The sequence below is a fragment of the Pseudomonas sp. BO3-4 genome, assembly GCF_034044115.1.
GTDB lineage: Bacteria > Pseudomonadota > Gammaproteobacteria > Pseudomonadales > Pseudomonadaceae > Aquipseudomonas > Aquipseudomonas alloputida.
In genome coordinates, this window is sequence record NZ_CP139018.1 from 3,947,901 (window position 1) to 3,968,690 (window position 20,790).

Genomic DNA, 20,790 nt, shown 5'->3' on the forward strand with positions numbered 1-20,790 from the left:
CATATACTTCGGTTTTTACGAATCGGAACGACCGACGGTGCTTAACTATCGCCAGCTGCATTACTTCTGGGCCGTGGCCAAGACGGGCAGCATCACCCGCGCCAGCCAACAGCTGAACCTCACACCACAAACCATTAGCGGGCAGATCACCCTGTTCGAGCAAACCTACGGCCTGGAACTGTTCCAGCGCGCCGGCCGGCAGCTGGAACTGACAGAAACCGGCCGCCAGGCCCTGGTGTATGCAGAACAGATGTTTCAGATTGGCAGCGAGCTTGAAGCCATGCTGCGCGCCGGCCCTCAGGAGCAGATCCTGTTTCGTGTGGGGGTGGCTGACGTGGTGCCCAAATCCATTGTCTACCGCCTGCTGGCACCGACCATGGACCTGGAGGAGGTGCTGCGCATCAATTGCCGCGAAGACAAACTTGAGCGGTTACTGGCAGACCTGGCTATTCAGCGCCTGGACCTGGTGATTTCCGACAGCCCCATGCCTAACCACCTGGACATCAAGTGCTACAGCCAAAAGCTGGGCGAGTGCGGGCTGAGCTTCTTCGCCACCCCGGCGCTGGCACAACGGCTTGAAGGTCCTTTTCCAGCTTGCCTGCAGGATGCTCCGCTGCTGGTTCCCGGCCAGGAGACCGTGGTCCGCAGCCGCTTGCTGCGGTGGCTGGGCGAGCAGCAGGTGCAGCCACGGATCGTGGGGGAGTTCGATGACAGTGCCTTGATGCAAGCGTTCGGGCAGTCGGGCAGCGGCATTTTCGTTGCGCCCAGCGTAATCGCCGAGGAGGTGTGCCGTCAGTATGGCGTGCAACTGATCGGACAGACCGAGGCCGTGCACGAGTCGTTCTATGCCATTTCGGTGGAGCGCAAGGTCAAGCACCCAGGGATCGTGGCGATTACCGAGGGGGCGCGGCGGGAGTTGTTTCACTGGTAGCCATCCAAGCCTGATTGACTAGCAACAAGGCGCGCCGTGCCCACCAGGTGCTCTATGGTAAAGTCCGCCCTTTCCAGATTCCGAGATACCGCTGCACATGACCCCTCTCCTCCGCTTCCTCAACCGCACCAGCCTGGTGACTCAGATCGTCATCGGCCTGCTCGCTGGCATCGCCCTCGCCCTGCTGGCACCTGCCATCGCCCGCGACCTGGCCTTTCTTGGCAAGGTGTTTGTCAGCGCCCTGAAGGCGGTTGCGCCCGTGCTGGTGTTCATCCTGGTCATGGCTTCGGTCGCCAACCATCGTCACGGCCAGGAAACCCACATTCGCCCGATCCTCTGGCTGTACCTGCTGGGCACCTTTGCCGCAGCAGTGGTGGCCGTGGTTGCCAGCATGCTGTTCCCGTCGTACCTGGTACTAAGCACCAGCGAAGCCACGCTGAGCGCGCCAGGCGGCATCACCGAGGTGCTGCAGAACCTGCTGCTGAGTGCGGTAGACAACCCGGTCAATGCCCTGCTCAATGCCAACTTCATCGGCGTGCTGACATGGGCCATCGGCTTGGGCGTGGCCCTGCGCCACGCCGGCGAAACCACCCGTACCGTGGTCGAAGACCTGTCCACGGGTGTAACCCTGATCGTGCGCGTGGTCATCCGCTTCGCCCCGCTGGGCATCTTTGGCCTGGTCAGTTCCACCCTGGCCCAGTCGGGCCTGGACGCGCTGCTCGGCTACCTGCACCTGTTGGCGGTACTGATCGGCTGCATGCTGTTCGTGGCGCTGGTGATGAACCCGCTGATCGTGTTCTGGAAGATTCGCCGCAACCCGTACCCGCTGACGCTGCTGTGCCTGCGTGAAAGCGGTATTACCGCGTTCTTCACCCGCAGCTCGGCCGCCAACATCCCGGTGAACCTGGCGTTGTCGGAACGCCTTGGCCTGCATGAAGACACCTACTCGGTGTCGATCCCGCTGGGCGCGACCATCAACATGGCCGGTGCGGCGATCACCATTACCGTGCTGACCCTGGCCGCCGTGCATACCCTGGGTATCCAGGTGGACCTGCCGACTGCCGTGCTGCTCAGCGTGGTGGCGGCAGTGTGCGCCTGCGGCGCCTCGGGCGTGGCTGGGGGTTCGCTGCTGCTGATTCCGCTGGCGTGCAGCCTGTTTGGCATCCCTAGCGAAATTGCCATGCAGGTAGTGGCAGTGGGCTTCATCATCGGCGTGTTGCAGGATTCTGCCGAAACGGCGCTGAATTCTTCAACCGATGTGCTGTTCACCGCGGCGGCGTGTCAGGCCGAAGAGCAGCGTAACGGCTAAGCGGGCCGGGGCCGCTTTGCGGCCCCAATTGCCTTACGCGATCGCATTACCTACCCTAGTGGCCTTTCCCCAGCCACGAGACAGGGCCATGTCAGAACACGAAACCGCAGGTGAAGGCCGCTTCAACAGCATCGAGGTCCGCGTTCTCGGCTCGCTGATCGAAAAGTAGGCCACCAGCCCGGAAAGCTACCCGCTGACCCTCAATGCCCTGGTCCTGGCCTGCAACCAGAAGACCAGCCGCGAGCCGGTGATGAACCTCACCCAAGGCCAGGTCGGCCAGGCGCTGCGCGTCCTCGAAGGTCAGGGCATGACCCGCCTGCAGATGGGCAGCCGTGCCGACCGCTGGGAACATCGGGTAGACAAGGCACTGGAGCTGGTGCCAGCGCAGTTGGTGCTGATGGGCCTGATGTTCCTGCGGGGCCCGCAAACCCTCAACGAACTGCTGACCCGTAGCAACCGCCTGCACGACTTCGACGACACCGAGCAGATCCAGCATCAGCTGGAGCGCCTGATCTCGCGGGGCCTGGCCTTGCACCTGCCACGCCAGACCGGCCAGCGTGAAGACCGCTACACCCATGCCTTGGGCGATCCGGCGGAAATCGAGGCTATTCTCGCTGCACGGCAGCAGGAAGGCGGCGCGCGCACCAGTGGCGGCAGTGTGTCCGAAGAACGCATCGAGGCCCTCGAAGCCCGCATTGCGGCGCTGGAAGCACGCCTGGCCGAGCTGGAAGGCTGAGCCGTCACGGCTCGGGGTCGGGGAAATTGCGGCAGCTCTTGCGCTCGGCCAGCTCCCGGTCAGTGGGGCGCTGGTCGACGAACACAGCGCGACCGTCGGCGTAGATTTCCAGGTAGCCCCAGTGCAGGTCCTGCTCTTGCTGCCCGGGCTGCGGGGGGACTAGCCACCAGGGTTCGCGGCTGATCAGGGTCATGGGTGTGATTCCTGAGGGGTCTGCAGTAAGCATAGACACCTTCAGGTCCTGCTTTGCTTGCACCGGCCCTTTCGCGGGTGAACCCGCTCCTACAGCGTCCTGTGTCCAACCCTCGATGTGTGTCCGCCACCAATCTGCGTAGGAGCGGGTTTACCCGCGAATACGGTGGCGGCGGCGACGGTGAACGGCAGGTGGAGATTGGCCAGCAGGCCCCGGCCTCTTCGCGGGTAAACCCGCTCCTACGACGGCCTGTGTCCAGCCCTCGATGTGTGTCTACCACCGATCTGTGTAGGAGCGGGTTTACCCGCGAATACGGTAGCGGCAGCAACGGTGAACGGCGGGTGGAGATTGGCCAGCAGGCCCGGCCACCGACATGTGTCCACCACCGATCCGATGTAGGAGCGGGTTTACCCGCGAATACGGTGGCGGCAGCAACGGTGAAAGGCGGGTGGAGATTGGCCAGCAGGCCCGGCCACCGACAGGTGTCCACCACCGATCCGATGTAGGAGCGGGTTTACCCGCGAATACGGTAGCGGCAGCAACGGTGAACGGCGGGTGGTGATTGGCCAGCAGGCCCGGCCTCTTCGCGGGTAAACCCGCTCCTACGGGGATCTTCACAGTTTCAACAACTGCGCAGTCCTGTGAGAGCGGCTTCAACCGCGAAAGGGCCGTACAGGCTTACGCCGGTGCCGAAGTCCGAATCAGGTGGTCAAAGGCCGCGAGCGACGCCTTGGCCCCCTCACCCACCGCAATGACGATCTGCTTGTACGGCACGGTAGTCACGTCACCTGCTGCAAACACACCCGGGATGCTGGTCTGGCCCTTGGCGTCGACAATGATTTCGCCACGCGGCGACAGCTCGACGGTGCCCTTCAGCCAGTCAGTATTGGGCAACAGGCCAATCTGCACGAAGATGCCTTCCAGTGCCACCTCGTGCTGTTCATCCGTGGTGCGGTCCTTGTAGCGCAGGCCGGTAACCTTCTCGCCATTACCCAGCACCTCGGTGGTCAGCGCGCTGGTGATCACGTTGACGTTCGGCAGGCTGCGCAGCTTGCGTTGCAACACCGCATCGGCACGCAACTGGCTGTCGAACTCGATCAGCGTCACCTGGGCGACGATACCGGCCAGGTCGATGGCCGCTTCCACACCCGAGTTGCCGCCGCCAATCACCGCCACGCGTTTGCCCTTGAACAGCGGGCCGTCACAGTGCGGGCAGTAGGCCACGCCGCGGCCACGGTACTCTTGCTCACCCGGCACGTTCATTTCGCGCCAGCGGGCGCCGGTGGCCAGGATCACGGTCTTGGCCTTCAGCGAAGCGCCCCCCGCCAGGCGCACTTCGTGCAGACCGCCCTCGGCGGCCGGAATCAGCGCTTCACCACGCTGCAGGTTCATGATGTCGACGTCGTACTGTTTGACATGCTCTTCCAGCGCCGTGGCCAGCTTCGGCCCTTCGGTTTCCTGCACCGAGATGAAGTTCTCGATGGCCAGAGTGTCCAGCACCTGGCCGCCGAAGCGCTCGGCGGCAACACCGGTGCGGATGCCCTTGCGGGCAGCGTAGATGGCAGCAGCGGCGCCAGCGGGGCCACCGCCGACAACCAGCACGTCAAAGGCTTCCTTGGCGTTGATCTTCTCGGCCTGGCGGGCGCCAGCGTTGGTGTCGATCTTGCCAATGATTTCTTCCAGGCCCATACGGCCCTGACCAAACACTTCACCGTTGAGGTAGATACTCGGAACCGCCATGATCTTGCGCGATTCCACTTCGTCCTGGAACAGCGCACCGTCGATGGCAACATGGCGCACGTTGGGGTTGAGTACCGCCATCAGGTTCAGTGCCTGGACGACGTCCGGGCAGTTCTGGCACGACAGCGAGAAGTAGGTTTCGAAGTTGAATTCACCTTCCAGGGCCTGGATCTGCTCGATCACTTCGGCACTGGCCTTTGACGGGTGGCCACCCACTTGCAGCAGTGCCAGCACCAGCGATGTGAACTCGTGGCCCATGGGGATGCCGGCGAAGCGCAGGCTGATATCGGCACCCGGGCGGTTCAGCGAGAACGAAGGGCGACGGGCATCGGTACCGTCCGCGCTGAAGGTAATGAGGTTCGACAGGCTGGCAATCTCTACCAGCAGGTCGTGCAATTCGCGGGACTTCGCGCCGTCGTCGAGGGAAGCAACGATCTCGATCGGCTGGGTGACCCGCTCCAGGTAGGTTTTCAGTTGCGATTTAAGCGTGGCGTCCAACATACGGGCGATTCCTTTTTCAAAACTCGGATACAAAAACGCCCAGGCGAGGTCGCCCGGGCGCTTGACGGGGCGGTAGGTACTTCAGCTTTGGCGGCTGCTTACCGCCCGCGTTATGGGCATGACCTTAGATCTTGCCTACGAGGTCCAGCGACGGCGCCAGAGTGGCTTCGCCTTCTTTCCACTTGGCCGGGCACACTTCGCCAGGGTGAGCGGCAACGTACTGAGCAGCCTTGACCTTACGCAGCAGTTCAGCAGCATCACGGCCTACACCACCGTCGTTCAGCTCGACAATCTTGATCTGGCCTTCCGGGTTGATCACGAAGGTACCGCGGTCGGCCAGGCCGGCTTCTTCGATCAGCACGTCGAAGTTGCGCGAAATGACGTGAGTCGGGTCACCGATCAGCGGGTATTCGATCTTGCCGATGGTGTCCGAAGTGTCGTGCCAGGCTTTGTGAGTGAAGTGGGTGTCGGTGGAAACACCGTAGATTTCCACGCCCAGTTTCTGGAACTCGGCGTAGTTGTCAGCAAGGTCACCCAGCTCGGTCGGGCAAACGAAGGTGAAGTCGGCCGGGTAGAAGAACACGACAGACCACTTGCCTTTCAGATCGGCTTCGCTGACCTGAACGAACTCGCCTTTGTGGTAGGCGGTGGCGTTGAAAGGTTTGACCTGGCTGTTGATGATTGGCATGAGAGACACTCCTTCATGGGGTTGGAATCAGTTGATGGATAGAATCCTAACTAATCATCCCGCTGAAGGCTCATTGGCAAAGCTCATGCTTTCGATTGGTTTTGGCTATAACCGAGGTTACTTAATAGAAGGGAACGGGCTGAGCAAAGGATTGCGGTCCTGAGCGCTGCACTGGCAAAGAAATGTAACAGCTCCCCATTCGGCATCACGGGCAAACGGGTCTAGGCTCAAGCCCATGTGATACCGGGCCCCTCTGACGGCTGCCAAGCCGCCATGTCGGATCACTGTTGCCTTGCAACGTCGACATTCAAGGAGGGGCTCATGACAGCTCTGCAAGCATTCCTCACAACACCTGTCCTCGGTACCAGCGCCTGGTTGTGGCTGGTGTTCATGGCCATCGTCATCGGTTTGTTGGTGCTCGACCTGGGCGTGCTGCACCGCCACGACCGGGAAATTGAAATGCGCGAGAGCCTGCTGCTGTATTCAGGCTATTTCAGTGTCGGTGTGCTGTTTGGCGCGGGGGTCTGGTACCAGTTGGGTGCGCAGTCGGCACTGGAGTTCTACACCGGTTTCCTGGTCGAACAGTCGCTGTCGATGGACAACGTGTTCGTCATGGCGATGATCTTCAGCTACTTCGCCATCCCCCGCCGCTACCAGCACCGCGTGCTGTTCTGGGGCATCCTGGGCGTGGTGTTCCTGCGGGCCATCATGATCGGCGTGGGCGCGGCGCTGGTACAGAACTTTGCCTGGGTGCTGTACATCTTCGGTGCCTTCCTGCTGTTTACCGGGGTGAAAATGGCGCTGTCGAAGGAAGACAGCCGCCCAGACCTGGCCAACAACCCGATCCTCAAGTTCGTGCGGCGGCACATGCGGGTTACCGACCAGATCCATGGCTCGCACTTCTTTGTACGCCACACCCCGGCCGGGCACAGCAAGGCGCTGCGTTATGCCACCCCGCTGTTTCTGGCACTGGTACTGATCGAACTGGCCGACCTGGTGTTTGCCGTCGACAGCGTGCCGGCGATCTTCGCCATCACCCAGGACCCGTTCATCGTCTACACCTCCAACATCTTCGCCATCCTCGGCTTACGCTCGCTGTATTTCGCGCTGGCGGCGCTAATGCATCGGTTCGTCTACCTCAAGTACGCACTGGCGCTGGTGTTGATCTTCATTGGCTGCAAGATTTTCTACCACGGCATGGTGGGCAAGGTGCCGGCGCTCCTGTCGTTGGGCGTGACATTCGGGTTGTTGCTGGGTGGGGTGGTGATTTCGTTGATCAAGACGCGGGGGCAGACGTTGAATAAAGACGACAAGACGATAGAAAAAGCAGCTAACGATAAGAAAACAACGGGAGAAAAAAGGAATGACCCACAGTTACGGGTCTGAGTTGCAATCATTGCTTGATGATGAAGTAACCAACCGCTCCCCAAAGTGAGGCAATCAAGATCAACCAAAGGGCTGCTCCCATATCTCGCCTCAACTTTGGGGGAAAATTGTCAAGCTCCGCTTCGTTCAACCATCCGAGGCGTAAATGTAACCTTGGGAATGTGACCAAAGCGCTTACTGTACTCATCAGTAGGCATCGATGCCTTAGGTTTCGCCCGCCCCATACAGGTTTCATCTGCTCAAGATAGGGGTTGCTCGTTATCGCTGAAAGGGCGACATCAAAATCACTCGACAAAGCAATTTTCACATTGATAGCGATCCCCGCAAGGCCCAGGACGAAAGGCGCAATCAGGAATCCTATTTGCAACAATGGGGACCAATTGTCAAAGTCAATCATCAGTCACCTCATGAAGGAGTTCACCGGTTTGCTCTCCGAGGGCGCCAATACCAATAGCGCCTGCAGAAGAGGCGGCGCCAACGATCGCAATCCCGCACACTGCACCAAACCCACCGGTACCCACCGCAAAAATACCGCATAACGCAGCTGCTGCAGCACCTCCACCAGAGGCGCCTACCAACCCTCCCGTTAGCCCCCCTACAAAATTTCCCGCTTCAGTAAACCGAACCTTTCGACAAGCACGAGTCTCCCCGGCCCGACAGACTTCATTTACTTTCAGATAAGACGAGGTCCCGCCCAGCCCAATCGCTGCATACCCTCCGTATTGCAGGTACTTACTTAACCGCGCCACCTTCTCAAGATGTGTCGCATACCCCGGAATCTGCCCCGGCCCGCCCGCTTTCGACCAATGGTGCACCAGGCTCTTGGTAGAGATATTCAAGCTCTTCTTCAGCCGCTCATAGCTCCCCAGATTCAGTTGCTTATTAAGCAACGCCGCTTTCAACTGGCCATCCAGTTGCTGCAACAACCGCCTGCGCTCGGCGAAGAAACCCGGACTAAAAGTGATCCACACCTTCGGCGACAGCTCCCGCCTGCCCACAAAGGGGGCATGGCGTGGTGTGGTCGCCTTCACGGAGCACCATTCGGCCTTCGTCTAGATAGCCGGCCCCCGTCGCAATACAGACAGCACCCGTTGTGGTGACATCGCCATCTACCGCCTGACCTTTCCCCTCTAGATTGACGCGCATATATGAACTCCCTGTACTTGATTCAGGTTGGAAACCTATCACCAGCAAGGGAGATTCAAGTGGCCTCAGCCAAAATTCAGATACGTCCTACAAGTTGCAGGACTTTGCGCAATCACTGCAGGCGCGGGTTTGATCGCGAATGGGCCGGCGCAGGCTGACGCGTTCACCGCCCGCTACGCAACATCTCCACCGGCACATACTTGCCAATTTCGTATTTGCCAATCGCCGCCCTGTGCACTTCATCCGGCCCGTCAGCCAGGCGCAGGGTGCGCTGCATGGCATACATGTAGGCCAGCGGGAAATCGCCGCTTACCCCTGCCCCGCCATGTATCTGGATAGCCCGGTCGATCACGTTCAATGCCACGTTCGGCGCCACCACCTTGATCTGGGCGATCTCGCTACGGGCCACCTTGTTGCCGACGGTGTCCATCATGTAGGCCGCTTTGAGCGTCAGCAGCCGGGCCATGTCGATTTCCATGCGCGAGTCGGCGATCTTGTCGACGTTGCCGCCCAGGCGTGCCAGTGGCCGACCAAAAGCAGTACGCTCCACCGAGCGCTTGCACATCAGCTCCAGTGCGCGCTCGGCCATGCCGATCGAGCGCATGCAGTGGTGGATACGCCCTGGCCCCAGGCGGCCCTGGGCAATTTCGAAGCCGCGGCCTTCGCCAAGGATCACGTTTTCGTACGGCACCCGCACATGCTCGAAAAGGACTTCGGCATGACCATGGGGCGCATCGTCATAACCGAATACCGGCAGCGGGCGGACGATCTTCACGCCTGGCGTGTCGGTCGGCACCAGCACCATGGAATGCTGCTGGTGGCGTGGCCCTTCAGGGTCAGACAGGCCCATGAAGATCATGACCTTGCAGCGCGGGTCGCAGGCGCCGGAAGTCCACCACTTGCGGCCGTTGATCACCCACTCGTCACCGTCCCGTATGGCAGTAGCAGCCATGTTGGTGGCGTCCGAAGAGGCCACGTCCGGTTCGGTCATGGCAAACGCCGAGCGGATCTCACCACGCAGCAGCGGCTCCAGCCACTGGCGTTTTTGCGCCTCGCTGCCGTAGCGCACCAGCACTTCCATGTTGCCAGTGTCCGGCGCCGAGCAGTTGAACGGCTCCGGCCCGAGCAACGAGCGGCCCATGATCTCTGCCAGCGGTGCGTACTCCAGGTTGCTCAGGCCGGCGCCGTATTCCGACTCTGGCAGGAACAGGTTCCACAACCCTTCGGCGCGGGCCTTGGCCTTGAGCGCCTCCATGATTGCAGTGGGCTGCCAGCGGTCACCCTCGGCGACCTGGCGCTCGAACACGGCTTCGGCGGGGTAGACATGAGCGTCCATGAACGCAGTGACACGCTCGCGCAGTGCCTGGACCTTGGGCGAATAGGCGAAATCCATCTGGGCTACCTTCACAGTTCGGAGTACTTGGGCCAGAGCCTAGAGCAGCATTGCTCCATCCACCTAGTCTATTTTCCGCGTGTATAAACATTCATAACCGATATATGATCGGCCGATAATTCCAATAAAGAGCGGCGCCCATGAACCTTAGCAAGGTCGACCTCAACCTGTTCATCGTGTTCGATGCGATCTACACCGAAGCCAACCTGACCCGCGCCGGGCAGATCGTCGGCATTACCCAGCCGGCAGTGTCCAATGCCCTGTCGCGCCTGCGCGAAACCTTCAATGACCCGCTGTTCGTGCGTACCGCGCAAGGCATGGTGCCCACACCCATGGCGCAGAACATCATCGGCCCTGTGCGCAACGCGCTGGCGCTGCTGCGGACTTCGGTGCAGGAAAGCCGCACGTTCAACCCGCAGCAGGCCAACAAGACCTTCCGCATCAGCATGACCGACCTGACCGAGGCGGTCATCCTGCCGCCGCTGTTCCAGCGCCTGCGCCGCCTGGCGCCGGCAGTCATGATCGAAAGCTTCCTGTGCAAGCGCCGCGAGACCACCAAGGAACTCGCGGCCGGCCGCCTGGACTTTGCCATCGACGCGCCACTGAACACCGACCCGCAGGTGCGCCACATCAAACTGATGCAAGACCGCTATGTCTGCGCCCTGCGCCAAGGTCACCCGCTGGCCGACAGCAAGCTGACCCTCGACAGCTACCTGGGCATGACCCACATCCATATCTCCAGCCGCCGCAACGGCCTGGGTTACGTCGACCTGGCGCTGGGCAAGATGGGTGTTCAACGCAAGGTCGCCCTGCGTTCGCAACACTACCTGATGGCGTCGCAGGTGTTGCAGCAGACCGACATGGCGATGACGGTCCCCGAGCGCTTCGCCCGTCGCCATCAGTTGCGTTATCAGGCGCTGCCGGTGGAGGTCCCTGCGCTGGAAACGCACCTGTACTGGCATGAAAGCACCGACCAGGACCCGGCCAACCGCTGGATGCGCGAGCAGATCACGGAATTGTGCGAGCGCGTGGTTGCAGAGGAAGAGAAGGCTCTGGAGCCCTGACGGTGCCGGCGAGGGACCCTTCATGGCCCTCACCAGGCAAAGTAGAAAATCCCATGAAAGATCTTCGATAGAGAATTTTTTTCTAAAATAATCGCGAATCGACCTGAGGGAAACGAAAAAAATACCGCTGCTGGCAGGTACGCTTACGTCAATGATTGCCGATTTCACGGCCACTGACACGGACCCGCCCTCAATGCCTAGCGCCCCACTCTACTTCGATTACGCCGCCACTACCCCAGTCGACGACCGGGTTATCGAAACCATGCTCGCCTGCCTGGGCAACCAGGCCAACTTCGGCAACCCGGCGTCCAGCGGCCACGCCTTCGGCCAGGCTGCACGTCACGCCGTGGACCAAGCGCGCCAGCAAGTCGCCGAGTGCGTCGGCGCGCACGCCGAGCATCTGGTATGGACGTCGGGTGCGACCGAGTCCAACAACCTGGCACTCAAGGGTATTGCCCAAGGCATCGGCCAGCCCGGGCACCTGATCACCAGCCAGCTGGAACACAAGGCCGTGCTCGACACCGTGGCCGAACTGGAGCGCCAGGGCTGGGCCGTTACACGCCTGGCAGCGGATGCCGACGGCCTGATCCAGCCCGCGAGCGTGCAGGCAGCATTGCGCGCTGACACCCGCCTGGTGTCGCTGATGGCGGTCAACAACGAACTGGGCACGGTCACCGATTTTGCCGCGATCGGCGAGCAGGTGCGTGCCCACGGTGCCCTTCTGCACGTGGATGCCGCGCAGGCCGTGGGCAAGCTGGCGATCGACCTGCATACGATGGCCGTGGACCTGATGTCTTTTTCGGCGCACAAGGTCTACGGGCCAAAAGGCATCGGCGCGCTGTATGTCGGGCCGCGCGCCCGCGTGCTGATGCGTGCGCAGATGCACGGCGGCGGCCATGAGCAGGGCCTGCGTTCCGGCACCCTGGCGACCCATCAGATAGCGGGCATGGGCAGCGCCTTTGCCTTGGCCGGCCAACCTGGCGACAGCGAGCACCAGCGCCTCGAGCAACTGGCAAGACGCCTGCGCACAGGCCTGCTGGCCATGCCCGGCGTTACCCTGAACGGCTGCGCCAAGCAACGCATTCCCCATACCTTGAACCTGTGCATCGACAGCAAAGGCTTCAACAGTGCGGCACTGGCCGGCGAACTGGCCTTGTCGACCACCTCGGCCTGCAACTCGGCGAGCAACGCTGCCTCGCATGTGCTGCTGGCACTGGGGCTGGATGAGCGTCAGGCTCGCAACAGTGTGCGCTTGAGCATCGGCCGTTTCAGCACCGAGGCTGACGTGGACAAGGCGCTCGAAGTGTTTGGCCGAGTGCTGACGACAGCATCGGCCGCACTGTGGTGACCACCTCGGCTGTTTTCGCCTTGCCTGACCTGCGTCTCAAGACTTTTCGTACAGAGGCTAGAACAGGCGGCTGTCCGGGGTGAAATCCTCAACCTGGATTTTCGCGCTCTGCGCCTGCGGGTGCCGTGGGTTGAACAGGTAATTGGTGGTGCTGGGCATGATCGCGCTTGGCACCGGCAGCAGCAATGCCGAACCGTCATCCAGAAAGCGATTGCCCAGCGTACGGGTCAACTCAGGCTGAGCAGACCAGCCAGGCTGCAAAGCGGGCAACTGCGCCTGGGAAACCGTGTCGGGCAGTTCGATGCGAAGCAAGCGCATGGTGGTCGGGAAATCCTCGGGGTCGATCTCCAGGTGCACCAACACTTCCAGCATCGCCCCGGGAGGGCTGGTGGCGGCATACACCACCGGCCGACCCGCCTGGTGCCAGCGGCCACTTACACGCAAGCCCCCCGTACCACTCAAGTCTGCATAGGCGCTGATTCGCCACAAAATCACAGGCCATAGCCCTCGGCAATCTGCAGCAGCATTTCTTCGACCTGCGTGGTGCCTTGCTGGGTGGTGAGCATCTGCATCGGCGTCAGCCCCGAGAAACGCTCCTTGGGCTTGGAAAGCCAGCGTTTGGCCTTGCCCGCTTCACCGAACACAGCCTCGGCCATGGCGGTGATGTGGGCCGAGCGGAACAGCCGATCGCTCTCATCCACGGTCAGCGGTTGGTCGCGCTCGATACGGGATTTGAGGGTGCGCAGCGGGATGATCTGGTCGCGCTCCACCGGCGTGAGCACACCGCGTTCGGTCAGCTTTACCAACCAGGTGGCGGCAAAACCATCGGTGATGCGGGTGTGGATTTCGAAATCACTGGCAAGCTCGGGAATGTCCAGCAGCGCCTGCAAGCGCGCCCGGTACTCGTGGTAACCGTTGTCGCGAAGCACTTCGGCAAGCATGGCAGGCTCCTTTTCGGCATTTGCCGATAAGTATGCGGTATATGCCGGGTCATTGCCAGTTTGCCTGATCGGGCGGTCGACGTCTGGGCTTTGCCAGATTAACCGCCAGCGTTGCCAGGGCCGCACAGCGGCCCCGGAAACCTCACAGGAAGGTGAACACTTGCGATGCCGGCAACCGCGACTTGCTCAGCCCGGCATTGAAGTCCGCCTCACTGCGGTAACCCAGGCTCAGGATCACCACACTGGTAAAGCCACGCTCACGCAAACCCAGTTCGGCATCGAGGACCTTGCTGTCGAAGCCCTCGATCGGCGTGGCATCCAGCCCATGCGCCGCTGCACCCAGCAAGGCAGTTCCCAACGCCAGGTAGGTCTGCTTTTCCATCCAGTGCTGCACATCCTTCTGGTCAAAGCGGTGCAGGTTGACGTAGTGCCGGCGGCTCTGGTTTTGCCCGGCGCGCGCTTGCTCATCACGGAAACGGCCATCGGCAGCCTCTTGATCGAGCACGGCGTTCAGGTGTTCTTCAGTCATTTCGGTACGGGTGCAGAACACGATCACATGCGAGGCATCGAGAAGCTTCTGCGTGTTGTAGGCATAACCCTCAGCAGTGCTCTTGGCCAGGCGGGCCTTGCCTTCGGCCGTGTCGGCGACGATGAAATGCCAGGGCTGGGAATTGACCGACGACGGGCTGTGACGCAGTTGTTCGAGCAGGGCATCGACAGTGGCCTGGGGAATGCGGCGTGAGGCATCGTAAGCTTTGGTGGTGTAACGGCGCTTGGCCAGCGATACGGTATCCATGCGACAACTCCGGAGTGAACAGTGGGTTTGCCGGGCATCTTATCTTTCCAGCAAAAAAGAAAAAGCGGCACAATGTAACAACACTTTCATCCCTGGAATGAAAATGCTGCGCATCACCGACCTCGAACTGTTTGCCCGCAGCAGCGTGCTGGGGAGCTTCACTGCCGCCGCCCATGAAGCAGGCCTGCTGCCGGGCCAGGTGGCTGCCGCGATCAAACGCCTGGAACGCGACCTGGATGTACGCCTGTTCGCCCGCACCACCCGCAGCCTGCGCCTGACCGCCGAGGGCGAGCGCTACCTGCCAACCGCGCTGAATGTGCTGGAAAGCCTGCGCCAGGGCCATGAAGATCTGCATGGCAACCCCAATAGCCTGCGCGGCACCCTGCAGGTGTCGGCGCCTTCCGACATGGGCCGCAACATGTTGTTGCCCTGGCTCAGCGCCTTCCGCCACGACCACCCGGCATTGCAACTGCGCTTCTTCCTGTCCGACCAGATGGCCGACCTCAACCGCGACCCTGTGGATGTGGCCATCCGCTATGGCCTCAACCAGGATGCCAACTACATCGCCCTGCCACTGGCCGAATGGAACCGCCGAGTGCTGGTGGCCTCGCCCGACTACCTGGCCCGTCACGGCCGCCCGCTTACCCCCGACGCACTGCAGCAGCATGCCTGCCTGCTGTACATGCAGCACAGCCGGGTGTACGACAAGTGGCAGCTGGGTAATCGCACCGTGCAGGTGCGTGGGCCGCTGGTCAGTGACGATGCCGACGTCATCCGCCGCCTGGCCATCCAGGGGGAAGGTATCGTCTACAAGTCGTGGCTGGATGTCAGCGCCAACATCGCGGCCGGTGAACTGGAAATGGTCCTGCCCGAATTGCTCGGCGAGCCTACCCCGCTGACCTTGGTCTGCCCTCATCGCAAACAACTCACACCGGCCGTGAAGCAATTGCACCTGTGGCTACGCGAACGCTTCGAGGCCCTGCGCGCCCGGGCACTGACCCACGGCTGCACAATCGTTCCAGACTGAGCCGGGGGCGTTGCGCTAAGGTAGCCATTTACCCCACGGTACACGTCCATGAGCAACTGGATCGACTTCAAACAAGACGCCGACACCGGCATCGAGTCGGTCCGCGCGCATTTTGTCGGCCATGCCTATGATCCCCACTGGCACGACAGCTTCCTGGTCGGCGTGACCGAGCAGGGCGTGCAGCAGTTCAACTGCCGCCGGGTGCGCCACCGCAGCACGCCGGGGCAGGTATTCTTACTTGAGCCTGGCGACATCCACGATGGCCTGGCGCCCACCGAAGAAGGCTTCACCTATTCGACGCTGTACCTGGAGCCCGCCTGGCTCGACCAACAACTGCGCGCGCTGTACGAGCACGCGCCGGGCGACAGCCTGCCCAGCTTCGCCGACACCCTGTGCCACGACGAACGCTTGGCACGGGCCACCGCCCTGGCCTTCAGGGCCGTGCATGACCAGGACTTGCGCATCGTCAGGCAAACGGCCATGGACGATCTGCTGGCCTGCCTGACCCGCCACCTGCACTGGCGCCGCCGCATCAACCCCGACCCGCGCCTGCCGCTGACCGCACAGCGCGCCCGGGACTTCCTGCATGCCAATCTGGAGCGCGACATCGGCCTGGAGGACCTGGCCCAGGCCTGCGGCATTGACCGCTTTCGCCTGACGCGTGCGTTCAAGGCGGCGTTCGGCATTGCACCCCATGCCTACCTGATCCAGCTGCGCCTGGCCCGCGCGCGGCGCCTGCTTGCCCAAGGCCAGACACCGGCCGAAGTGGCCGTGGCGCTGGGCTTTGCCGACCAGAGCCACCTGGGGCGCTGGTTCCGCCGCGCCTACCAGTTGACCCCGGCCGACTACCGCAGGCGCTGCTCAAACCTTCCAGACTGAGTGCCGGCGGGCAGCGAGCATGGTGCTTCGATGTTACGGAGCCCATGAACCATGTCTGAGTCGTTGTTGCCCTTCATTCTGTTTGCCCTGGTGTCCAGTATCAGCCCGGGGCCGACCAACCTGTTGATCCTGGCCCATGGCGCCCGCCGGGGCCTGCGCGCAAGCCTGGCGCCGATCGTGGCGGCGTGTGGCGCGGCTGCAGCCATTGTGCTGCTCGTCGGGCTGGGGCTGGGCGAACTGCTGCTGCGCCACCCCCTGGCACAACAGCTGATGAGCTGGGCCGGGGTGCTGTGGCTGAGTAGCCTGGCCTGGAAGATGCTGCGCAGTGCCGCCGCCCCGCTCCACACGACCACGGCGCCAGGCTTCAGTGCGCTCAGCGCGGCTTCGTTGCAGGTGGTGAACCCCAAGGTGTGGTTGATGGCCGTGGCGGTGGTCGGGGTATTTGCCGCGCCGTCGTTGCCAGTGTGGCAGCTGGCGCTGGTGTTCTTGCTGATCGCTCTGCCGAGCATGGCCGCGTGGGCGGTGTTGGGGGTGGGGAGCGCCCGGTGGCTGCAGGCACCGGGGCGGTTGCGGGTGTTCAACCAGGTATTGGCGGGGGTTTTGTTGATATCGGCATGGGCTGCCGTATTGGCCTGAGTCTCTACTTGACCGGCAAGGGGCCTGAGCGGCCCCGGCTCAGCGTGCCAACGCCTCGCGAAAGCGCCGGGTACTGGCAACGGCCAGTACCAGCCCGACCACTGCCACGCTGCCGCCCACCAGGCCGATATCCGCCACATTCATCTGGCTGCTGACGATACTGCCCAGCAGCGCACCACCGCCAATACCGATGTTGTAGATACCCGAGAACAGCGCCATGGCCACATCGGTGGCGTCGGACGCCAGCTTCAGGGTCTTGGACTGCAGCGCCAGGCTGAAGCTGAGAATGGCCACGCCCCAGAACATGCTCAGCACTGCGAACACATAGAAGTTGCCCGACAGCGGCAACATCAGCAACAGGCACGCGGCGAGTACCCCGATCGAACCCACCAGGAAGCCATGCGGGAAGCGGTCGCTGTAACGGCTGAACAACAACGAACCAAAAACCCCGGCACCGCCGAACAACAGCAGCAACAGTGTGGTGCGGTCGCCGCCGATCTGCGCTACGTGCAGGGCGAACGGCTCGATATAGCTGTAGGCCGTGAACTGCGCGGTAATGACCAACGTCACCAACAAGTAGGTAATGACCAGTGCCGGGCGCTTGAACAGGACCGGCAGGCTGCGCAACGAACCGGAGTTCTGGCTGGGCAGCAGCGGCAGCGATTTCATCAGGCACAGCATGGTGGCTAGCGCTACCCCGCCAATGCTCAGGAACGTGATGCGCCAGCCCAGTGCCTCGCCCACCACACGGCCCAGCGGGATGCCCAGGACCATGGCCAGGGTAGTGCCGGTGGCCAGCAGGCCCAGCGCCTTGGCCTGCTGGCCCGGCGGCGCCACACGCACCGCCAGCGAGGCGGTGATGGACCAGAACACCGCATGCGCCAGGGCAATGCCGATACGGCTGACCAGCAGCATGGCGAAGCTCTGCGAAAGCCACGACAGCAAGTGGCTGACAATGAACACCAGGAACACGAACAGCAGCAGACGCCGCCGTTCGATGTTGCGGGTCAGCAACATCATGGGCAACGAGGCCAGCGCCACGATCCAGGCATAGATGGTCAGCATCAGGCCGACCTGGGCAGTGCTCATGTCGAAGCTGCGGCCAATGTCACTGAGCAGCGCCACCGGGACGAACTCGGTGGTGTTGAAAATGAAGGCCGCCAAGGCCAGGGCGATGACGCTCAGCCAGCTGCCGCTGCCCGTTGTGGGCGGCAGGTGTGTGGGTATGGGTCCGTTCATGGGTGGAAACCGCTTCTCCGCAGACAAAGCAACAGGTCGCACGCCAGCCACCCGCTTGCAGGGGTGCCAACGTACGTTTTGTTATGGATAGGAATGCCCGGCATGGTACGCGTCAAGCTGGGGCCTCACAACCGCAGGGCAGGCAGAAGGAGTACCATGCGCGCTTTGTGTGAAACGCGCGTGCAACAAGGAGCCCGATCCGCTCATGGACAAGCAGCACTCCCAGCAGCAGTGGCAGCAGGCAGTCATCGCCTATGCCCAGGCCGTCAACGACTACGTCGCGCAGGGCCGTGCGCACGGCTGGGACAACCTCGAAGAGCCGCAGGCACCCGCCACCGAACACCTGCTCGACGCCTGGCTGGCAGCCCTGCAGGCAGCCAACCGCCCTGGCATGGACGAACCGCAGCGTCAGGCATTTCGCGAGGCCTGGCCACCCGCACACCACCCCTTGATACCGTTGCTCGAAGACCACGGCCAAGGCATCAGCCATGTCCTGCTGCTGGAAGATGGCAGCCTGCTGGCCCGCATCGGTATGCCTTACGACAAGGGCCAGGTGGTGCGTATCGATCACCATGGGGTAACCCCGGTCATCGGCATCGAACACTTTGGCCGTTGCCCGGCGCGGCGCTATTTCGCCCTGGCCAATGCCGAGGGCGTGCGTGTGACCGATGGCTGGGGCGGCCCGCAAGTGCAGCGCCTGGCCTGGCCTACCGGGCTGGAGGGGTTGCCGCCAGGCTACCCGTTCGAGCCGTTCGACCTGCCGCCCACACCGACCGCGCTGATCCCCTTCCCCGATGGCCAGCGAGTGCTGCTGGTGAGTGCCGAAGGTATCTTCGTGCTGGCCACTCAAGGTGCGACTCGCCTGCTGCCACAGCAGACACGCGTGCTCGATGAGTTGGCCGAGGGCACCGACCCGGACGACATCAGCCTGGGGTTGAGCATGGAGCATGGTGCGGTGTCGGCGGATGGCCGGCTGATCGTCGTGGGTGAGCAAGGCAGCCGACACCTTGTTCTGGACGAACGACTCAAGCCGCTGGCGCACATCGGCCCGGGCAGCGAATACCCGCACTTTGCCTTGTTCAACCGCGCGGGTGACCAGTTGATCGTCAATGCCTGCCATTTCTACAGCGGTGCCACGCTGGCCGTGAGGGTGGCAGACCTGCACGGGCTGAATACCGATTACTACAGCCAGGACCCGCGTACCCCGCTGGTGCAGGATGGCGCAAGGGTGTATGCGGGGGTTGCGCGCGATGGCGAGTACATTGTGGGTGATGCCTATGGCTACCTGCGGGCGTTTGGCGAAGAGGGTACGGAGCATTGGCAGCATTACCTGGGATCGACCATCAGTGCGATGGATATCAGCGCCGACGGACAAACGCTGGTGGCGGCGAGCCATGCGGGGGTTATTTCGGTGATTGCGCTGGATAGCGGGCGGCCCGAGTGGCAGATCGGTACCGGGGCGCACGGCGAGGTGCGGCGATGGTTGTTCTGGAAGGGCTGGGACAAGCCGATGGCCTGGTAAAACGGCTGCATCGGTGCTGCCTGTACGGGCCCCACCGCGCGCAAGCCCTACATCACCCCTGTGTAGGAGCGGGCTTGCCCGCGAAGAGGCCCGTACAGGCAACCGACCCATCAGCCTTGTAACGTGGCCATGTCGATCACGAACCGGTACTTCACATCACCGGCAATCATCCGCTCATAGGCCTGGTTGATGTTGCGGATATCCAGCATCTCGATATCGCAACGGATGCCGTGCTCGGCGCAGAAGTTCAGTACTTCCTGAGTCTCGGCAATCCCCCCGATCAACGACCCCGCCAGCACCCGGCGCTTCATCACCAGGTTGGCCGCATGCAATGCCGGGTCGATCGGTTCGATCAGGCCAACCAGAATGTGCACACCGTCGAACTTCAGCGTTTCCAGGTACGGGTTGAGGTCGTGCTGCACCGGAATGGTGTCGAGCAGGAAATCGAAACGGCCAGCAGCGGCGCGCATCTGCTCGGCATCGGTGGAGACGATCACATGGTCGGCCCCTTGGCGGCGCGCTTCCTCGGCCTTGGCCTGAGAGCGCGTGAACAGGGTCACTTCCGCACCCAGGGCCTTGGCCAGTTTGATGCCCATGTGGCCCAGGCCGCCCATGCCGAGGATGCCGATCTTGTGGCCCGGGCCAACGCCGTGGTGCTTGAGCGGCGAATAGGTGGTGATGCCGGCGCACAGGATAGGCGCAGCGCTGGGCAGGTCCATGCCGGCCGGTATGCGCACCACGAAGTGCTCGCTGACCACGATGCTGCTGGAATACCCCCCCATGGTGTTGCTGCCATCGACCCGGTCCGGGGTGGCGTAGGTCATGGTCGGGCCTTCGAGGCAATACTGTTCCAGGTCCTTGGCGCAGGCTTCACAGGTACGGCACGAGTCGACCATGCAGCCGACGCCCACCAGGTCACCGACCTTGTGCGCGGTGACTTTGTCGCCCACCGCCGTGACCCGGCCGATGATCTCGTGGCCCGGCATCAGCGGGTACACGGCAATGCCCCATTCGTTGCGCGCCTGGTGGATGTCGGAGTGGCACACGCCGCAGTACAGGATGTCGATGGCGACGTCATCCGGGCGCGGGCTGCGGCGTTGGAACGTCATGGGGGCCAGGGGGCTGGTGGGGGTTTGAGCGGCGTAACCGATGGCGGTATACATGCAGGGCCTCGCAGTGAAGTGAAACGATTCGGGCGACGCATTTTGCGCGTCGTTCGCCGCCTCGCCCACGGCTGATTCTCCGGCATGCATGCCTGATTCTACGAAGATGCCAACCCGTAGCTGGCGCCACGCCCTCAATCTGCGATGATCAA

General features: G+C 62.5%; 19 protein-coding genes and 2 pseudogenes. 10 read left to right on the forward strand and 11 right to left on the reverse strand.

Annotated features, from left to right (window positions below; translation table 11 throughout):
- Positions 1-37: 37 nt before the first annotated feature.
- The 3 genes and pseudogenes from nhaR (at position 38) to REH59_RS18310 (ending at position 2,976) form a co-directional block, all read left to right on the forward strand.
- Positions 38-931, forward strand: a complete 894-nt coding sequence (nhaR, locus tag REH59_RS18300) for a transcriptional activator NhaR (RefSeq protein WP_003250547.1) — start codon at positions 38-40, stop codon at positions 929-931.
- 97 nt (positions 932-1,028) lie between these two features.
- Positions 1,029-2,240: a serine/threonine transporter SstT gene (gene sstT / locus REH59_RS18305; protein ID WP_003250545.1), complete on the forward strand. Its 1,212-nt coding sequence runs from the start codon at positions 1,029-1,031 to the stop codon at positions 2,238-2,240.
- A gap of 88 nt (positions 2,241-2,328) precedes the next feature.
- A pseudogene (locus REH59_RS18310) lies at positions 2,329-2,976 on the forward strand (YceH family protein).
- Positions 2,977-2,980: 4 nt separating this feature from the next.
- Here the strand turns inward: REH59_RS18310 and REH59_RS18315 are convergent.
- From REH59_RS18315 to ahpC, 3 genes are all read right to left on the reverse strand, one after another.
- The gene (locus REH59_RS18315; protein ID WP_012052901.1) at positions 2,981-3,169 is read right to left on the reverse strand and encodes a hypothetical protein; all 189 of its coding nucleotides are present in this window, start codon (positions 3,167-3,169) and stop codon (positions 2,981-2,983) included.
- Positions 3,170-3,847: 678 nt separating this feature from the next.
- Positions 3,848-5,410 (reverse strand): alkyl hydroperoxide reductase subunit F, encoded by a 1,563-nt coding sequence (gene ahpF / locus REH59_RS18320; RefSeq protein WP_003250539.1) that lies wholly within the window; start codon positions 5,408-5,410, stop codon positions 3,848-3,850.
- A gap of 124 nt (positions 5,411-5,534) precedes the next feature.
- A complete protein-coding gene (gene ahpC / locus REH59_RS18325) occupies positions 5,535-6,098 on the reverse strand; it encodes an alkyl hydroperoxide reductase subunit C (protein WP_003250537.1) in 564 nt (187 codons plus the stop codon).
- Positions 6,099-6,419: 321 nt separating this feature from the next.
- On the opposite strand from ahpC, the gene REH59_RS18330 reads away from it, so the two are divergent.
- Positions 6,420-7,484 carry a TerC family protein gene (locus tag REH59_RS18330; protein ID WP_004573717.1) on the forward strand — a complete coding sequence of 355 codons (1,065 nt, stop codon included), beginning with the start codon at positions 6,420-6,422 and terminating at the stop codon, positions 7,482-7,484.
- A gap of 7 nt (positions 7,485-7,491) precedes the next feature.
- Here REH59_RS18330 and REH59_RS18335 read toward each other — a convergent pair whose 3' ends face one another.
- The 3 genes and pseudogenes from REH59_RS18335 to REH59_RS18345 all read right to left on the reverse strand — a co-directional run bounded on the left by REH59_RS18335 (position 7,492) and on the right by REH59_RS18345 (position 10,023).
- Positions 7,492-7,881, reverse strand: a complete 390-nt coding sequence (locus REH59_RS18335; protein WP_054888684.1) for a hypothetical protein — start codon at positions 7,879-7,881, stop codon at positions 7,492-7,494.
- Positions 7,874-8,630, reverse strand: a pseudogene (locus REH59_RS18340) (PAAR domain-containing protein). The gene REH59_RS18335 and the pseudogene REH59_RS18340 overlap by 8 nt, the downstream one beginning before the upstream one ends.
- Positions 8,631-8,793: 163 nt before the next feature.
- Positions 8,794-10,023, reverse strand: a complete 1,230-nt coding sequence (locus REH59_RS18345; RefSeq protein ID WP_014861774.1) for an acyl-CoA dehydrogenase — start codon at positions 10,021-10,023, stop codon at positions 8,794-8,796.
- 140 nt (positions 10,024-10,163) lie between these two features.
- Here REH59_RS18345 and REH59_RS18350 point away from each other — a divergent pair, with 140 nt between their 5' ends.
- Positions 10,164-11,087 (forward strand): LysR family transcriptional regulator, encoded by a 924-nt coding sequence (locus tag REH59_RS18350; protein ID WP_014753760.1) that lies wholly within the window; start codon positions 10,164-10,166, stop codon positions 11,085-11,087.
- A gap of 193 nt (positions 11,088-11,280) precedes the next feature.
- Positions 11,281-12,435 carry a cysteine desulfurase family protein gene (locus tag REH59_RS18355; RefSeq protein WP_060537721.1) on the forward strand — a complete coding sequence of 385 codons (1,155 nt, stop codon included), beginning with the start codon at positions 11,281-11,283 and terminating at the stop codon, positions 12,433-12,435.
- A 57-nt stretch (positions 12,436-12,492) separates the two neighbouring features.
- Here the strand turns inward: REH59_RS18355 and REH59_RS18360 are convergent, their stop codons facing one another.
- The 3 genes from REH59_RS18360 to REH59_RS18370 all read right to left on the reverse strand — a co-directional run bounded on the left by REH59_RS18360 (position 12,493) and on the right by REH59_RS18370 (position 14,172).
- Entirely contained in the window at positions 12,493-12,930 is a 438-nt protein-coding gene (locus REH59_RS18360) for an RES family NAD+ phosphorylase (protein ID WP_012052908.1), read from the reverse strand.
- Positions 12,927-13,376 (reverse strand): antitoxin Xre/MbcA/ParS toxin-binding domain-containing protein, encoded by a 450-nt coding sequence (locus REH59_RS18365; RefSeq protein WP_003250525.1) that lies wholly within the window; start codon positions 13,374-13,376, stop codon positions 12,927-12,929. Before REH59_RS18365 ends, REH59_RS18360 begins: the two co-directional genes overlap by 4 nt.
- Before the next feature lie 142 nt (positions 13,377-13,518).
- On the reverse strand, positions 13,519-14,172 hold the full coding sequence (locus tag REH59_RS18370; RefSeq protein WP_004573726.1) for an oxygen-insensitive NAD(P)H-dependent nitroreductase NfsB: 654 nt from the start codon (positions 14,170-14,172) through the stop codon (positions 13,519-13,521).
- A gap of 103 nt (positions 14,173-14,275) precedes the next feature.
- Between REH59_RS18370 and REH59_RS18375 the strand changes: the two genes are divergently transcribed.
- Genes REH59_RS18375 through REH59_RS18385 form a run of 3 tightly spaced genes read left to right on the forward strand, consistent with a single transcriptional unit; the run spans position 14,276 to position 16,714 of the window.
- Positions 14,276-15,199, forward strand: a complete 924-nt coding sequence (locus tag REH59_RS18375) for a LysR family transcriptional regulator (RefSeq protein ID WP_014861777.1) — start codon at positions 14,276-14,278, stop codon at positions 15,197-15,199.
- A 48-nt stretch (positions 15,200-15,247) separates the two neighbouring features.
- Positions 15,248-16,078, forward strand: a complete 831-nt coding sequence (locus REH59_RS18380) for an AraC family transcriptional regulator (protein WP_003250518.1) — start codon at positions 15,248-15,250, stop codon at positions 16,076-16,078.
- A 51-nt stretch (positions 16,079-16,129) separates the two neighbouring features.
- Entirely contained in the window at positions 16,130-16,714 is a 585-nt protein-coding gene (locus REH59_RS18385) for a LysE family translocator (protein ID WP_004573728.1), read from the forward strand.
- 39 nt (positions 16,715-16,753) lie between these two features.
- Here the strand turns inward: REH59_RS18385 and REH59_RS18390 are convergent, their stop codons facing one another.
- Positions 16,754-17,953 carry a sugar transporter gene (locus REH59_RS18390; RefSeq protein ID WP_014861778.1) on the reverse strand — a complete coding sequence of 400 codons (1,200 nt, stop codon included), beginning with the start codon at positions 17,951-17,953 and terminating at the stop codon, positions 16,754-16,756.
- A 205-nt stretch (positions 17,954-18,158) separates the two neighbouring features.
- Between REH59_RS18390 and REH59_RS18395 the strand changes: the two genes are divergently transcribed.
- Positions 18,159-19,475 carry a hypothetical protein gene (locus tag REH59_RS18395; protein ID WP_014861779.1) on the forward strand — a complete coding sequence of 439 codons (1,317 nt, stop codon included), beginning with the start codon at positions 18,159-18,161 and terminating at the stop codon, positions 19,473-19,475.
- Positions 19,476-19,585: 110 nt separating this feature from the next.
- Here REH59_RS18395 and calA read toward each other — a convergent pair whose 3' ends face one another.
- A complete protein-coding gene (gene calA, locus REH59_RS18400) occupies positions 19,586-20,638 on the reverse strand; it encodes a vanillin reductase (RefSeq protein WP_014861780.1) in 1,053 nt (350 codons plus the stop codon).
- Positions 20,639-20,790 lie beyond the last annotated feature (152 nt).

Excerpts from the sequence above, each read along its gene's own strand:
- REH59_RS18350 (WP_014753760.1), top strand. The coding sequence starts at position 10,164 with ATGAACCTTAGCAAGGTCGACCTCAACCTGTTCATCGTGTTCGATGCG.
- REH59_RS18370 (WP_004573726.1), bottom strand. The coding sequence starts at position 14,172 with ATGGATACCGTATCGCTGGCCAAGCGCCGTTACACCACCAAAGCTTAC.
- REH59_RS18375 (WP_014861777.1), top strand. The coding sequence starts at position 14,276 with ATGCTGCGCATCACCGACCTCGAACTGTTTGCCCGCAGCAGCGTGCTG.
- REH59_RS18335 (WP_054888684.1), bottom strand. The coding sequence starts at position 7,881 with ATGATTGACTTTGACAATTGGTCCCCATTGTTGCAAATAGGATTCCTG.
- sstT (WP_003250545.1), top strand. The coding sequence starts at position 1,029 with ATGACCCCTCTCCTCCGCTTCCTCAACCGCACCAGCCTGGTGACTCAG.
- calA (WP_014861780.1), bottom strand. The coding sequence starts at position 20,638 with ATGTATACCGCCATCGGTTACGCCGCTCAAACCCCCACCAGCCCCCTG.
- REH59_RS18365 (WP_003250525.1), bottom strand. The coding sequence starts at position 13,376 with ATGCTTGCCGAAGTGCTTCGCGACAACGGTTACCACGAGTACCGGGCG.
- REH59_RS18395 (WP_014861779.1), top strand. The coding sequence starts at position 18,159 with ATGGACAAGCAGCACTCCCAGCAGCAGTGGCAGCAGGCAGTCATCGCC.
- ahpC (WP_003250537.1), bottom strand. The coding sequence starts at position 6,098 with ATGCCAATCATCAACAGCCAGGTCAAACCTTTCAACGCCACCGCCTAC.
- REH59_RS18330 (WP_004573717.1), top strand. The coding sequence starts at position 6,420 with ATGACAGCTCTGCAAGCATTCCTCACAACACCTGTCCTCGGTACCAGC.
- REH59_RS18355 (WP_060537721.1), top strand. The coding sequence starts at position 11,281 with ATGCCTAGCGCCCCACTCTACTTCGATTACGCCGCCACTACCCCAGTC.
- REH59_RS18315 (WP_012052901.1), bottom strand. The coding sequence starts at position 3,169 with ATGACCCTGATCAGCCGCGAACCCTGGTGGCTAGTCCCCCCGCAGCCC.
- REH59_RS18345 (WP_014861774.1), bottom strand. The coding sequence starts at position 10,023 with ATGGATTTCGCCTATTCGCCCAAGGTCCAGGCACTGCGCGAGCGTGTC.
- REH59_RS18385 (WP_004573728.1), top strand. The coding sequence starts at position 16,130 with ATGTCTGAGTCGTTGTTGCCCTTCATTCTGTTTGCCCTGGTGTCCAGT.
- REH59_RS18390 (WP_014861778.1), bottom strand. The coding sequence starts at position 17,953 with ATGAACGGACCCATACCCACACACCTGCCGCCCACAACGGGCAGCGGC.
- ahpF (WP_003250539.1), bottom strand. The coding sequence starts at position 5,410 with ATGTTGGACGCCACGCTTAAATCGCAACTGAAAACCTACCTGGAGCGG.
- REH59_RS18380 (WP_003250518.1), top strand. The coding sequence starts at position 15,248 with ATGAGCAACTGGATCGACTTCAAACAAGACGCCGACACCGGCATCGAG.